We start from the raw sequence: 14,618 nt of genomic DNA, 5'->3' as shown, positions 1-14,618 counted from the left end.
GACGGACGTCGTCGCCCCCGCCCGGAGCAGCCTCAGGAGAGCTCCACCTGGTCGTGCCGCTCGGCAGCGTACGCGTGACCGGGGTACCGCAGGCTGTCGAAGAACATGTTCGTGTGCGCGACGATCTGCTCGCCGGTGATGCGGACGCCGTCGTGCTCGGCGTCCGTCGTCGTGTGTGCGTCGGACACCAGGGTGACGTCGAACCCGCGCGCGGCCGCGGCCTGCGTGGTGGTCCGGATGCAGTAGTCGCTCTGGGCTCCGGCCACGACGAGGTGTTGCGCGCCGAAGGAGTGCAGCACGTCGGCGAGGTCGGTGTCCGCGAAGGAGTCGCGGTACTGCTTCCGGACGAGCGGTTCGTCGGACCTCCGCTCGAGCGGAGCTGCGAGTGCCCACCCGTCTGTGCCCTCCGCGAAGGTGCCGTGGTCCTGCACCCACACCACTGGCACGCCTGTCGATCGCGCGCGCTCGATGAGCTGGGCGGTGCGACGGAGCACACCGTCAGCGTCGAAGCAGCCCTGCACGACGCCACGCTGCAGGTCGATGATGAGGAGCGCGGTCGTCGTGGGCACACCCCATCCTCTCAACCGACACCGACGCCGTCACCGCAGCGGCACGATCCCCTGCGACCCGCGCGGGAACGTCGCGAGCACCTCCTCGGGGATGTTCAGGTGCTGCGACACCAACGACGGCGGCAGGTGGGCGAGCCAGTTCGCCAGGGAGACCTCCTCGTAGTGGTCGCTGCGGAACGTCTCCACGTAGACCAGCGGCTCGTCCCCGGTGTTCTCGACGTAGTGCCCGAGGTTCCGCTTCACGACACCGACGTCGCCGGCCGCGAAGTCCATGGTGTTCGCGTGCGGACCGGTGTTGAAGACCGTCATCCGGCCCCGTCCCCTGAGGTAGTACTGCCACTCGTCGGCGTTCGGGTGCCAGTGCAGCTCGCGCATCGAACCGGGCTCCACGACCGTCAGGGCCGCGGCGACGGTCTTCGCGCCGGGGAAGTTCGTGCTGTCCGCGATCCGGATGCTGCCGCCGCTGTTCTCGAACCGCGGGGCCGTCTTGCTCATCCGGAAGATGACCGGCTCCGTCCCGCCCCACTCGACGCCGGCGGCCAGCTGGTCGCGCTCGAGCTCGCCGGGGACCTCGCCGGGGAAGATCCAGAGGTCGTGGAGCGGCAGGTCACCGAACGCCTCCTGCGCGACACCGAAGTTCTTCGCCAGCACGTCCGGCGGCGTGTGGGCGAACCAGTCGGTGAGCAGGAGGGTGTTGCTCTCGGACTGCTCGCCGCTGTCGAAGGCCAGGACGAACTCGGCGCCGTCGGGGCCGAGTCCCTGCAGCGAGTGGGGGAGTCCCGCGGGGAAGAACCAGAGGTCGCCCTCGAAGACGTCCTCCACGCTCGGCAGCCCGTCGCGGCTCAAGGTCGTGACACGGCAGCCTCGGCGGGTCATCAGGGCCCACTCCGCGGTCTGGTGCCAGTGCAGCTCGCGGATGCCGCCCGGCTCGAGGTACATGTTCACGCCCGCGATCTCGTCGGAGATCGCGAAGTCGGACTGGGTCAGCTCGCGCGCCCACCCGCCCCGCTGCACCCGACGCGGCGAGATGGTGAACGAGGACCAGAAGAAGGCCTGGGTGCTGATGTCCGTGGCCGGCGCGTTCAGCTGGCTCGGGAACTGCGCCGCGAGTGCCGGGTTCTGCGGACCCGTCATCGTGTTCGCGGTGGGGTCGTCCGCGATGTTGACGAGCCCCTCCTGCGGGAGGTCGGGGTCACCGACGACGGGGGTGTCGTGGTGCGGCGGGGTGGGGTTGTCGGTCATCGTGTGCTCTTTCGCGCTCGGACGGGCGTCGAGACCATCGGACCAGGGCTGGTCCGCCGCCCCTAGCGTCATTCGACGCGATCCCGCTTCAGCGCCCGCACGCCCTCGGCGTGCTCAGCGAGCGCCGCACCGAGGACGTCCGCCAGGAACGTGGAGCCGGACACCCGTGCGATGAACGCCCGACTCGTCGGCGTCAGTGCTCCCCGGTGGACGGCGTCGACGACGATCTCGCGAACGGCTTCGCGTCGACCCGCGGGGAGCCCGGCGAGCACGCGGTCGGCCTGCTCCCGCAACTCGGTCTGCATGCCGGAGGACGCTACCGGCGGCGGGACCGCATCCGCCTCGGTCGGATGACTCGGATCGGCGAGCAGCGCGTGGCGTGCGGACACACGAGAGGGGCGCGTCCGACCGGACGCGCCCCTCTCGCGACGAGCTCGACTACTGCTTGAGGAAGGCGAGGATGTCCGGGTTGATGACGTCCGCGTGCGTCGTCAGCATCCCGTGCGGATACCCCTCGTAGATCTTGAGGGTGGCGTTGCTGAGGAGTTCGGCCTGCTTGATCGAGGCCGCCTTGTACGGGACGACCTGGTCGTCGTCGCCCTGCGTCACGAGGACCGGGACCGAGATGGCCTTGAGGTCCTCGGTCTGGTCGGTCTCCGAGAAGGCCTTGATGCCCTCGTAGTGCGCCAGCGCGCTCCCCGTCATCCCCTGACGCCACCAGTTCGCGATCACCGGGGCGGACACCTCGGCGCCGGCACGGTTGAACCCGTAGAAGGGACCCTCGGCGACGGCCTGGTAGAACTCGGCCCGGTTCGCGGCGAGGGCGCTCCGGAACCCGTCGAGCACCTCGATCGGCGTGCCCTCGGGGTTGTCGTCGCTCTTGAGCATGATCGGGGGCACGGACGACACCAGGACCGCCTTCGCGACACGGCCCTGCGGCTCCCCGTACCGGGCGACGTAGCGTGCGACCTGGCCGCCACCGGTCGAGTGCCCGATGTGGATCGCGTTCTGCAGGTCGAGGTGCTGCACCAGCGCGTCGGTGTCGCTGGCGTAGTGGTCCATGTCGTGGCCGGTGCCGATCTGGGACGACCGTCCGTGGCCGCGGCGGTCGTGCGCGATCACCCGGTAGCCGTTCGCGAGGACGAACAGCATCTGCGCGTCCCAGTCATCGGACGACAGGGGCCATCCGTGGTGGAAGACGATGGGCTGCGCGTCGCTGGGGCCCCAGTCCTTGTAGAAGATCTCCGCACCATCGCTCGTTGTGACGAACGCCATCTTGAACCTCCGAGAATGTCCGAGCCCAGCGGTGATGCGGGCTGTCGAGGTCAACCTAACGGCGCAGCAGGTCCGGCCGCTTGGGTCATTCATCTCGATGGCGGGCCGCCGAGCGCCTCCTCAGAGGTTCGGTCCGCGACTACCGCCAGGACCTCGGATTCCGGGCGGCGTCTTCCAGCGCGCTCTCCAGCGTCTCGAGCCAGTGCCGCACACCTCGAGCAGCGGTCATGAGGACGATGACCGTCAATGCCAGACCGCCGAACGCCACGATGGTGACCGCAGTCGCAACGCCGACACCGCCCAGCACCTCCGCTGTGGCCGGAGAAGCAGTCTCGACCGCAACCAGGGCTGCGCCGACCGCGATGATGAGGACAGCCGCGTCCCACCCGACCGTCGCGGCTTCTGCCTTCGACCGGAGACTCGCGAGGACCTCTGTCCGGGTCCTCGGGTGCTCGCCCACGAACGCACGGGTGGTCGCCCAATCCCGTTCGTACGGCGCGTTCGCCTTCGTCGGCTTCGACGTCGTCTTCGGCTTCTTCGCCTTCACGTACCGCTCGACCCGCGTCTTGTCGTACGCGGGCGGTGTCCTGCGTCCCATCGTGCCCCCATCGTTGCTCGTGGCGCACCGAAGCCGCCCCCGGTCCGCCAGCGTACCGACCCCCGATGGTGCTCGATGGGCAGTCCCGGCACCGCAGGCGTCCGGGGGCGTGAGCGCCCCTGGTGCCGTCGGGTGGACAGCACTATTGCAACGTTGTAGCGTCGAGGAGTCCCTGGTACCAACTCAAGGAAGAGCCATGACCACGACCTCCCCGGACGCCTCGACCCCGCGCCCCGAGTACCCGCGCCCGCAGTTCGTCCGCGACCGCTGGCTGAACCTCAACGGCCAGTGGGGCTTCGACTTCGACCCGGGCGACTCGGGCCTCGAACGCGGGCTCGCCGCCCCGGACGCCACCCTGTCGCGCGAGATCACCGTCCCGTTCGCGCCGGAGTCCGCACTGTCCGGCATCGGCGACGTCGACTTCCACCACGCGGTCTGGTACCGCCGGCAGGTCACGGTCCCCGGGTCGTGGGACGGCCGGATCCTGCTGCACTTCGGCGCCGTCGACCACGACACCACGGTCTGGGTGGACGGGCACGAGGTCGGTCGGCACCGCGGCGGCTTCACGAGCTTCACGTTCGACCTCACCGCCCGTGCCGGCGTCCGGGCCGGTGACACCGTCGTCCTGACCGTCCGGGCCCGTGACTCGAAGGACGCGCCGCAGGCACGCGGCAAGCAGTCCACCGAGTACGCGAACCACGACGCGGACTACACCAGGACGACCGGCATCTGGCAGACTGTGTGGCTCGAGCCGGTGCCGGAGATCGCGATCGCCCGCCCGCGGATCACGCCGGACCTCGAGGGGCAGCAACTCGCCGTCGAGGTGCCGCTGAGCTCGGGGCTGTCCGGCGGCCACGTCCGCGTCGTCGTCGCGGACGACCAGGGCGAGGTCGGTGCGCACCGGGTCCGCGCCGACCTGACCCTGGCACCGCGCCTGACCGTCGGCATCCCCGACGACCGCGTGCGGCCGTGGTCGATCGCGGACCCGTTCCTCTACGACGTCCGGGTCGAGCTCCTCGACGCGGACGACACGGTCGTGGACTCCGTCGCGAGCTACGCGGGCCTGCGGAGCGTCGCGATCGTCGGGCAGTCGGTCCTGCTCAACGGCGAGACGGTCTTCCAGCGGCTCGTCCTCGACCAGGGGCTCTACCCCGACGGGCTCCTCACCGCTCCGTCCGACGACGCGCTCGTGCGGGACATCGAGCTGAGCATGCAGGCCGGCTTCAACGGCGCGCGCCTGCACCAGAAGGTCTTCGAGGAGCGGTTCCTGCACCACGCCGACCGGATGGGTTACCTGGTGTGGGGCGAGTTCGGCGACTGGGGCTGCAAGACGACCGGGCCGAGCGACGACCGGCAGCAGCCGGACGCCAGTTACGTCGCCGAGTGGCTCGAAGCGCTCGAGCGCGACTTCTCGCACCCGGCGATCGTCGGGTGGTGCCCGCTGAACGAGACGCGGCAGCACATCTCGGACCGCATCACCGCGCTCGACGACGTCACCCGCGCGATGTTCCTCGCCACGAAGGCGATGGACACGACCCGACCGGTCCTCGACGCGTCGGGGTACTCGCACCGGGTGTTCGAGACCGACGTCTACGACTCCCACAATTACGACCAGGACCCGGCGACGTTCAGCGCGACGCTCGGGATGCTCGACCCGGCGGCTCGGGTGGCCTTCACGAACACCGAGGACGACGGCGACCGCCACGTGCACGGCGCCCGACCGTGGAGCCTGCCGTACAACGGCCAGCCCTACTTCTGCAGCGAGTTCGGCGGCATCTGGTGGAACGCCGAGGCCGCCGCGGCAGCCGACGCCCCGGAGCAGTCCGGCACGACCTCGTGGGGGTACGGCGAGCGTGTCCGTTCCGTCGAGGAGTTCATGGCGCGCTTCGAGGGGCTCACGACGGCCCTGCTCGGCAACGAGCACATGTTCGGCTACTGCTACACGCAGTTGACGGACGTGTTCCAGGAGCAGAACGGCCTGTACGACTTCGACCGCGGGACCAAGTTCGACATCGGCCGGATCAGCGCGATCCAGACCCGGGTCGCCGCGATCGAGCAGGCCGCCCGCTCCCGGGGCTGACCGACCACCGGGTCCGGTGGGCAGTGACGCCCAGCCCGACCCACTGACGGGCGGGAGGCCCGGTGCCAGCTGGCACCGGGCCTCCCGTCCGTCATCCGCTCACCGTCACGGCGTGAGCACGATCCGGCCGAACACGGAGCCCGCGTCCATCCGCCGGTGCGCCTCGGCGGCGTCGGCCAGCGGCAGGACCGCGTCGACGACCGGCGCGAGCGCGCCGTCGGCGGCTCGCTGCAGGAGCGCTGCCCTGGCGGCGTTCCGCGCGTCGCGCGGGACGGTGTCCAGGCTGAACGTCGCGAAGGAGAGCGACCGCTGGAAGAGCCGCATGAGCGACATCCCGAAGTCGGCGGGCGGGTACCCGCCGACGATGCCGATCGACACGGCGCGCCCGTTCGGGGCGAGCCGCTCGAAGAACGACGGCAGGCCGTCGCCACCCGCGACGTCGACGAGGACGTCGAACGCGGCGGGCTCGGTACCCGGGTCGACGGGCGCCCCGGACCGGTCGAGGACGTGGGTCGCACCGAGCGCACGGAGCCGTCGACCGCGCTCGGCGGAGGAGGTCGTGACGCCGATCGCGGACGCGCCCGCCGCCGCCGCGAGCTGGACGGCCGCGATCCCGAGGCTCCCACCGGCACCCCGGACCAGGACCGACTGCCCGGCCCCGAAGCGCGCGTGCTCGAGCGCGAAGTGCGCCACGGTGGCGGCGCTGCCGGTGGCGACGGCGTCGACGGACGAGAGTGCGTCGGGGAGCGCGGTGACGTCGTCGAGCCGTGCGACCACGCGTTCGGCGTACGCGCCGCCGGTCCCGGTGAACGCCCAGACCCGCCGTCCCCGCCAGGCGTCGTCCACACCGTCGCCGACCTGGACGACGTGACCGGCGACCTCGCTGCCCGGGACCATGCCGACCGGGAACGCGCTGCCGAGCGTCCCGCGGCGGATCACCGCGTCGACGCCGCCCACCCCGATGGCCTCGACCGCGACCAGGACCGATCCCGCACCGGGGACCGGATCCGGACGCTCCGACGGCACCAGGCCCGATGCGGGGCCGTACTCCTCGATCGACACGACGCGCACGGTGTTCCTCCTGTCCGAGCGGCGCCAGTGCGCCGCCGGGACGACGGTAGTGGACGCCTGCGTCCACTTGCGTAGAGTGAGACACGTGCCGGATCCGTTGCCTCACTTGCGCGCCGACGCGCACGACAACCGTGAGCGGGTCCTCGAGTCCGCGCGGGAGCTCTTCGCCGAGTCCGGTCTCGGGGTGCCGATGCGCGCGGTGGCCCGCCGAGCGGGCGTCGGGCCGGCGACGCTGTACCGCCGGTTCCCCACGAAGCAGGACCTCGTCGGCGCGGCCTTCGAGGCGGAGTTGCGGGAGTGTCGGGAGATCGTCGAGCGCGGTGCGGCCGACCCCGACCCGTGGCGCGGGTTCCGCAGCGTGGTGATCGGTGCCAGTGAGCTGAACGCCCGGAACCACGCGTTCGTCGAGGCGTTCACGAGCGAGTTCCCCGACGCGCTCGACTTCGCCGGTCACCGCGGCGAGCTGCTCCGGATCCTCGCCGGGCTGGCGCAGCGGGCGAAGGCGGCCGGGGCCCTCCGTCCGGACTTCTCCCTCGACGACCTGGTCATCGTGCTGCTGGCCGGCCGCGGTGTCTCGCGTGTGCCGGTCGCCACGCGCCTCGCCGCCGCACGGCGCTTCGCGGAGATCGCCACCGACGGGCTCCGCGCGTCCCGCTGATCCGCTCGTCCTCGGGCAGTGGGCTGGACTGCGCATGACCTTCGTGGGTCGTTTTGGGGACAGGCTTGTACCCCGTTTGTGGTCTGTTGGTGGAACGACCGGTGCACTGGAATGGATGGCGAACGACATCACCGCCCGCGCTGTCGAAGGAGCTCGCATGACCGTCACGGTTCCCCGTCGGATCCCCGCCCGATCCCCGTCCATGACGGTCCGCCCGTCGGCGCTCCGTCCGCTGCCCTCGGGCTGGACGCGATGGATCTCGAGCGCGGCGTTCTCGCTGCCCTACGTCACGTTGGCTGTGCTGGCCGCTCGCGCGAGTACGACGTCGTTGCTGGCTCTCTCCGGCAACCAGGCGACCTACGACCGGGCGACGGCGGCGCTCGACGGTGGCGTCGTACAGGCCATCGGACAGCTCTACCCGCTGCTCTCCGGCGTGCTGATGCGCTTCATGCCGTTCGGCGTCCACGGCGCGGCAGTGCTCGGCGGGGTGGCGGCGGGCGTGCTGCTGCAGCTCCTGGCGCAGGCGATGCTCCGTCGTGGCATCCCGATGCGGAAGGTCGTGGTCTTCACCATCGCGCTCGGCGCCAACCCGCTCTACGCCTTCCTCGCGCTGAACGACCTCCAGGCGTTCCTCGGCATCGCCGTGTTCGCGCTCGCCCTCGTCGACATGGTCCGGTTCTTCTCCTACGGCGACACCCAGGCTGGCTTCCGTGCGGGGTTGTTGCTGATGGTCTCGACCCTGGTCGACCCGATGGGCCTCGTCTACGTCGTGATCGCGGCGGTGACGGCGCCCCTGCTCGAACTCGCGCGCAGTGGCCAGCGTGGCATCCGCCGAGCGAACACGCTCGTCTTGGTCTTCCCGAGCATCGCGGTGTTCGGGTCGATGTCCGTCCTCGACGTGCTCGTGCTCGGCGATCCGTTGGCCGCACTCCGTCGGACCGTCCACTTCGCCGACGTCCGGCTCTCCGGCCTGGAGCAACTCACGAGGTCGTTCGACGGGTTGCTGCTGGTCTCGATGGTGGTCGCCGGGTGCCTCCTCGCCCTGCTCGTGCACCGCCCTGGCGCCATCGTCGTGGTGCTCGCGTTGTTCTGCGGCACGCTCGCGGGCTACGCCATCGGGCTCGTCCCGGTCGCCACGGCCGGCAACACCTTCGTCACGATGCTCGCCGTGGCGATCGCGATCCTGCCGCGTGCCAGCAGCCGGGTGACGAGCGTGCTCATCACGGTGCTCGCTGCGCTCCAGGTGCCGCTCGCGTGGGCGGCGGCGTTCGAACGCGAGGTCGTCGTGCAGTGGATGCACACGATCGCGACCATGGTGGTCGGCTCGTGACCGCGCTGGTACCGGGCACTCCGGAGGCCGTGGGCGTGCCCGCTGCGCTCGCGCGCGACTCGTCCGACCGCGCGGCTGTGCCCGGTGCGGATGCGGTCACCCCGAACGGACGCCACCGGGGCGACGAGTCGGACTGGAGGCCGCCCCACCGGTGCTCCGTGCGCCGCCACGTCGACGAGGGCTGGGTCGCGTCCGCGCGTCTCCGCGAAGGCGTCCTCGTACTGACCAGCGGCCGTTCGGATCCGATCGTCCTCCGCGAGGCGCTCACCGAGGAGTTCGGCGAACCCGTCGTCCTCCGGGTCGTCGACGAGTCGGAGGTCCGGCAACGGATCATGTGGGAGCTCGATGACGAGGTCGCCGACCTCGCCGCGCACGACCTGGCCCGCACCAACCCGGCGATGTCGGCCCGGACGGTCCTCTCCCGCGGGCAGCAGATCGGCGGGGCAGCCGCCCTCGCGGTGTTCGTCGGATGTCTCGTACTCGCACCAGGCACGACGGCCGCGATCGTCACCGCGGTGTTGTCACTGGGTTTCCTCGCCGGCATCATCTTCAAGTTCTGGGTGTCGATGGTCGGTGCTCGCTTCGACCTCGTCGAACAGGTGCCCGCCGCGGACGTCGCCGCGCTCGACGACGCCACCCTGCCGACCTACACGGTCCTCGTGCCGGTCTTCCACGAGGCGAACGTCGTTCACGATCTCGTGCGCAACCTCGAGGTGCTCGACTGGCCGAAGGACCGCCTCGAGGTGCTCGTCCTGGTCGAAGCCGAGGACCACGAGACCCGGCAGGCCGTCCTCGACGCCGAACCGCCCGCGTGGATGCGCATCGTCATCGTGCCACCGGGCTCCCCGCAGACGAAGCCGCGGGCGTGCAACGTCGGGCTCGCCGTTGCCCGAGGCGAGTACGTGGTCGTCTACGACGCCGAGGACCGACCCGACCCGGACCAGTTGAAGAAGGTCTTCATCTCGTTCGGGCGTGCCGGTGACGACACCGTGTGCGTACAGGCTGCCCTGAGCTACTTCAACGCGGACGAGAACGCCCTCACCCGGATGTTCACCCTCGAGTACTCGTACTGGTTCGACTACATGCTGGCCGGTCTCGACGCGCGGAACCTGCCCATCCCGCTCGGCGGTACGTCGAACCACTTCCGCACCGGGCTCCTGCGCGAACTCGGCGGCTGGGACCCCTTCAACGTGACCGAAGACGCCGACCTCGGGATCCGCGCCTCCGCCGTCGGTCACCGCGTGTCGGTGGTCAACTCGACGACGCTGGAAGAGGCGAACACCTCGATCCCGAACTTCGTCCGGCAGCGATCCCGCTGGATCAAGGGGTACATGCAGACCGCGCTCGTGCACGCGCGGCGTCCTCGGGCGCTGGTCCGGGAGATCGGGCTGCGCCGGGCTGCCGCGTTCACCCTGCTCATCGCCGGGACGCCGTTGACGTTCCTCGGCATGCTGCCCGGCATCGCGGTGACCGTCGCCACGTTCGTGCTGCCCGTGGCGTGGACGGCACCGGTGTTCCCCGCGCCGGTCCTCTGGTTGTGCGTGCTGGACTTCCTGCTCGGCAACGCGACGATGATCTACCTGACGATGATGGGGCCGTACAAGCGCGCCCGGTTCGACCTGATGATCTGGGCGCTGCTGAACCCGTTCTACTGGGTGCTGCACTCGATCGCTGCCTACAAGGGTCTCTGGCAGCTCATCACGCGCCCGCACTACTGGGAGAAGACGGAGCACGGCCTGACCGCCGTGGCCGGGTAGCGGTCGAGCCGAGGCGGACCTGGCGGCCATGAGCGCAGGTGCCAGTCGGAGCACAAGGCGGGTGATGGTGACGAAGTCGTTGGACAGGCTGCCGAGCGCGATCCCTCCGACGACCGGGAGTTCGCGGGTGCCCTCTCGACCCTGCGCCGACGCCGTTCGACGCGGTGCGCACCTGCGCTAGCGGCACACCCCGCGCAGCACCGCGGCCGGCGTTGCCGTCCCGGACACGGTGTGGCACCCGGGCCCGACCTCGACGACCGCATCCGAGCCCGATCGTGTCGCGGTCTGGCGTTCCCCGTCCACCCAGACGTCCGACCCGGTCGCCGGCACCCGGATGGTGGCCCGCGTGGTTGCCGGGACCGCCACCGTCACGTCGACACCCGACCCCGCCGTCGCGTACCCGGCCCGGATCGTCCCGCGCACGGTCGGCCGCGCCAGGGTCGCGGAAGCGATCCCGCCGGGTGCCGGCGCGACCTCGAACGTCGACCACGAGGGTGTCGTGGCCCGCACCCCGACCAGGCTCGACGCCACGATGGACACCGGTGAAGCAGCCCACGGGTGCGAGTACGTCGTGTTCGCCTTGAGGGACACGTCCCAGGCCTCCATCGTCGCCCCGGCTCCGACGCGGATCATGTTCGCCCAGCTCCGCGTCCCGGTGCCCGTGAGCATCGACGCCGCAGCCGTGGCCTGCCCGTTCGCGAACAGCCCGGGGACCAGGAACGCCGCGCAGAACACGCTGCACACCATTCCGCGGCCGGCGACGTAGGCCGCCGCTCCGGTCGCGGTCTGGCCCTCGCCGACCCCGAACGCCAGCGCGAACGCACTCGCCTGCACGGCCCAGTGCCCGACCGTGAGGCCGTCTCGGTAGGCGCGCTTCGCGGGGTCGTAGAGCCGCGCATTGATCGCGGTCCGCAGCGCGACGGCTTGCTTCGTGTACGTCGCCGCGTCGGTGGACCGCCCGATCGCGGTCGCCATGTCGGACATCGCGACGAGGTCACCGTAGGTCAGCGCGTTCACGACGGTGCTGGTCTTCGTGATCACGTACCCGTCGCGCTCGGCGCCGGGCCAGTCGACGATGTCGTTCGTCGAGTCGTGCCGCACGAGCCCGGTCTTCGTGTCGATGTACTTCGCCAGCAGGGTCTTCTGCAGCGCGGCCCAGTTCGCGGTGATCTCGGTCGTGTCACCGGTCTCCGTCCACCGGGCGTGGACGGCGAGCGCGTTGAACAGTGGCCACTCGGTCGGCCACGTCGGGTTGGCGAGGAGCCACCGGGTCGTGTACGCGGCAGCGGCGGAGTCGGTGTCGAGCGCTGCCTGCGCGAGCTGTTCGACGTAGGCGTCCGCCTCGTACGGTGCGCGCTCCCGTTCCCAGGAGTCGACGTACAGCCCGAGGGTGGTGCTCTCGATGGTGGCCGCGGACAGCTTCCGGACAGCGTCGAGGGTGGGGTTCGACGAGCTGAACTCGGCGTTCGTCCCGACCGGCGAGTGCAGTGCGACGGCACGGACGTCGGCGGCCGACACCCCGGCGGGGAGACCGGTGATCTGCACGTACCGGAAGACCCAGAGACCCCAGCCCTGGATCGTCTGCGTGCCCGGACGGAGCCGGTAGGTGTCGACCCAGCTGTTGCCCGACGCGGCCGTCGCGGCGATGCCCTTCGCCGAGGTCAGTGTCTGCCCGTACGTCACCGTGACGTCCCGAGCCGCGGTGGCCGACACCGTGAGGCCGATGCCGCCCATCCACGTCCGGCCGAAGTCGACGACGAGTGTGCCGGAGGACGACCGCACGGTCGAGCTGACGGCGTGGGTGGTCTCGACGATCGGTTCGAGCGGTGAGGCGCTCAGCGCAGCGATGGTGGGACGGACCTCGGCCGCCCGCCACCCGCTGTCGTCGAACGTCGCGGTGTCCCACCCGTCCGGGTACCGCGCTGCGTCGATGTTCTCGGACGGTGCGACGAAGTACCCGGTGCCGACGGACGCCCCCGGACGGAAGGCCCCGGTGCCGTCGAGGGTGCGCCACGACGATCCGCTCCCGATGACGACGCGCGAACCGTCGTCGTACGTGACGACGAGCTGGACCAGCAGCCGCCGATCGACCGTCGTGTACGCGAGTGCGGCGAGCGTGTTCTGCTCCCCGGCGCGCAGCAGTGTCGTGACGTCGGTGCTGTCGTACCGGACCTCGTTGCCGATCGGTCGCACCGGCCCCGCTGCGGCGAACGCGCCGTTCACCGAGAGCCGGTAGACGTACTGGCGCGTGGGGGTCGGCGACGAGCCGGTCGACCAGACCGTTGCCCACCGGATCTTCCCGGCGGGGAGGCTGAAGGAGGTCCTGGCGAAGGTCCAGTCGGCGCACGCTGAGGTGACGGGGACCGGTGGGCAGTATGTTCCGATGCCGGACAACGCTCGGGTGTTCTCCGGTGGCACGACGGCCGGCGTCTTCAAGACGGTGAAGGTCGACGGGGTCGATGGGCTCCCGGCGTCGGGGATCGGTGCGATCAGTGCGTTGGTGACGGTCGCGGATCCCAGTGGGCAGGGGCAGCTGGTCGGGCGGCCCGACGCGTCGGACCCGGACACGTTGCTGATGATCTACGGCGCGGGGGTGGGCGGGAACACGTCGAACACGGCGCTGCTCGCGGTCGGTGATGACGGGTCGATCCGGATCAAGACCGGGACGACGCAGGCGAACGTCACGGTCGACGTGAGCGGGTACTACACCTCGACGCAGAACGGTGTGGGTGCGGGTGGGTTCGTTCCGCTGTCGGGGACTCGTGTGGCGAACACGCTCACGGGTGACGGTGTGCGCAAGGGCACCGTGTCCGGTGGCGGCAGCATCAGCTTCTCGGTGGCGGGGGTCGGTGGGATCCCGTCGAACGCTGCGGCGGTCGCGCTGGGCGTGATCGTGGTGAACTCCGGGGGTGGTGCCGGGTGGGTTCGTCCGTACCCGAGTGGTGGTGACAAGGGCACGGGCGTTCTGAACTACGTGTCGACGAAGGGCGTGTCCACGTCGATGACGGCGCAGGTCGCGGTCGGTTCGGACGGGAAGGTCACCATCGACACACCGTCCGGGGGTGGGACGATCGACATCGCCGTGGACGTGCAGGGGTACTTCCTGGCGAGCAACCCCGGTGGCGGTTTCACGCCGCTGACGGGTCGTCTCGTCGACACGCGTGACAGTGCGTCTGTCGGCCGTGACGGGTCGGTCGCGGTGCAGGTCGCGGGCGCTCGTGGTGGTCTGCCGAGTGTCGAGGGTGGCCTGTCGGCGGTCGCGATCACCCTGACCGCGATCCACGACGGCACCAGTGGCGGGTACGCGAAGGCGTGGGGCGACGGCGGCGCGGAGCCCGGGAACAGCGCGATCAACTACGGTCCCGTGACGTCCATCCGGACCACGACGGCGATCGTGCCGGTCGGTGCGAACGGGAAGATCCGGATCAAGAACTCCTCGACGACGGCGACGGACTTCGTCGTCGACCTGCAGGGTGCGTACAACTCCCTGCCGGGTGGTCCCACAGCGACGAACCTGACCGGTCAGCGGACCTCCGCCACGACGTTGCCGTTCCCGATCACGGACCAGACCTCCGCATCGGTCGATGTCGGTACCGGGAACCTGCTGGTGACCACCACGGCACTGAACCTGCCGGGTGTGACGCAGAACAGCACGATCGGAGCCGCGTACAACTCGCGAGCGACGAACGTAGCGAACGCGAACACGATGGACGCGAACCGCTGGCAGTACGCCCTCGCCGGAGCCGGCGACCTGACTGCGAACGCGGCCGGTGTGGTCTACACCGACGCCGCAGGCACGGCATGGCAGTTCACCCCGTCCCTGACACTCGGCGTGGGTGCGTTCACGACGCCCGCCGGGCTGCAGCAGACCCTGACACGGGTGAACACGTCCGGGACGGACTACGAGTACCAGCTGAAGGGGTGGACCTCAAACCAGGTCATCCACTTCAACCTCGCAGGCCAGCCCACCTCGATCGTGGACCGGAACAGCAACCAGACCAGCTTCAACACCTCGGACGGCTACGCGCTGACGACGAT

At 70.5% G+C, this 14,618-nt stretch carries 12 protein-coding genes; 5 read left to right on the top strand and 7 right to left on the bottom strand.

Annotation, left to right across the window (positions count from 1 at the left end):
* Positions 1-32 precede the first annotated feature (32 nt).
* From ACIPJY_RS04625 to ACIPJY_RS04605, 5 genes are all read right to left on the bottom strand, one after another.
* Positions 33-569: a cysteine hydrolase family protein gene (locus tag ACIPJY_RS04625; protein WP_400467582.1), complete on the bottom strand. Its 537-nt coding sequence runs from the start codon at positions 567-569 to the stop codon at positions 33-35.
* A gap of 30 nt (positions 570-599) precedes the next feature.
* On the bottom strand, positions 600-1,811 hold the full coding sequence (locus ACIPJY_RS04620) for a cupin domain-containing protein (protein WP_400467584.1): 1,212 nt from the start codon (positions 1,809-1,811) through the stop codon (positions 600-602).
* A 68-nt stretch (positions 1,812-1,879) separates the two neighbouring features.
* Positions 1,880-2,116: a hypothetical protein gene (locus ACIPJY_RS04615; RefSeq protein WP_400467586.1), complete on the bottom strand. Its 237-nt coding sequence runs from the start codon at positions 2,114-2,116 to the stop codon at positions 1,880-1,882.
* 133 nt (positions 2,117-2,249) lie between these two features.
* The gene (locus ACIPJY_RS04610; protein WP_400467588.1) at positions 2,250-3,086 is read right to left on the bottom strand and encodes an alpha/beta fold hydrolase; all 837 of its coding nucleotides are present in this window, start codon (positions 3,084-3,086) and stop codon (positions 2,250-2,252) included.
* Between the two features lie 139 nt (positions 3,087-3,225).
* Complete coding sequence (locus ACIPJY_RS04605; RefSeq protein WP_400467590.1) at positions 3,226-3,684, bottom strand: hypothetical protein; 459 nt, start codon at positions 3,682-3,684, stop codon at positions 3,226-3,228.
* Positions 3,685-3,880: 196 nt separating this feature from the next.
* Here ACIPJY_RS04605 and ACIPJY_RS04600 point away from each other — a divergent pair, with 196 nt between their 5' ends.
* Positions 3,881-5,764, top strand: coding sequence for a glycoside hydrolase family 2 protein (locus tag ACIPJY_RS04600; RefSeq protein WP_400467592.1), 1,884 nt, complete (start codon positions 3,881-3,883; stop codon positions 5,762-5,764).
* 105 nt (positions 5,765-5,869) lie between these two features.
* Here the strand turns inward: ACIPJY_RS04600 and ACIPJY_RS04595 are convergent, their stop codons facing one another.
* A complete protein-coding gene (locus ACIPJY_RS04595; protein WP_400467593.1) occupies positions 5,870-6,835 on the bottom strand; it encodes a zinc-binding dehydrogenase in 966 nt (321 codons plus the stop codon).
* An 85-nt stretch (positions 6,836-6,920) separates the two neighbouring features.
* Between ACIPJY_RS04595 and ACIPJY_RS04590 the strand changes: the two genes are divergently transcribed.
* The 3 genes from ACIPJY_RS04590 to ACIPJY_RS04580 all read left to right on the top strand — a co-directional run bounded on the left by ACIPJY_RS04590 (position 6,921) and on the right by ACIPJY_RS04580 (position 10,580).
* Positions 6,921-7,493: a TetR/AcrR family transcriptional regulator gene (locus tag ACIPJY_RS04590; protein ID WP_400467595.1), complete on the top strand. Its 573-nt coding sequence runs from the start codon at positions 6,921-6,923 to the stop codon at positions 7,491-7,493.
* Between the two features lie 157 nt (positions 7,494-7,650).
* Positions 7,651-8,823, top strand: a complete 1,173-nt coding sequence (locus tag ACIPJY_RS04585; protein WP_400467597.1) for a hypothetical protein — start codon at positions 7,651-7,653, stop codon at positions 8,821-8,823.
* Between the two features lie 158 nt (positions 8,824-8,981).
* Positions 8,982-10,580 (top strand): glycosyltransferase, encoded by a 1,599-nt coding sequence (locus ACIPJY_RS04580; RefSeq protein ID WP_400467599.1) that lies wholly within the window; start codon positions 8,982-8,984, stop codon positions 10,578-10,580.
* A 177-nt stretch (positions 10,581-10,757) separates the two neighbouring features.
* Here the strand turns inward: ACIPJY_RS04580 and ACIPJY_RS04575 are convergent, their stop codons facing one another.
* Entirely contained in the window at positions 10,758-12,974 is a 2,217-nt protein-coding gene (locus ACIPJY_RS04575; RefSeq protein ID WP_400467601.1) for a family 78 glycoside hydrolase catalytic domain, read from the bottom strand.
* On the opposite strand from ACIPJY_RS04575, the gene ACIPJY_RS04570 reads away from it, so the two are divergent.
* On the top strand, positions 12,964-14,618 hold a 1,655-nt coding region (locus ACIPJY_RS04570), incomplete at its 3' end, for a hypothetical protein (protein WP_400467603.1). The genes ACIPJY_RS04575 and ACIPJY_RS04570 overlap by 11 nt on opposite strands.

The organism is Curtobacterium sp. NPDC090223 (genome assembly GCF_044746585.1).
Classification (GTDB): Bacteria; Actinomycetota; Actinomycetes; order Actinomycetales; family Microbacteriaceae; genus Curtobacterium.
The sequence above is the reverse complement of the archived record's forward strand: the minus strand, read 5'-3'. Positions and strand labels throughout refer to the sequence as shown.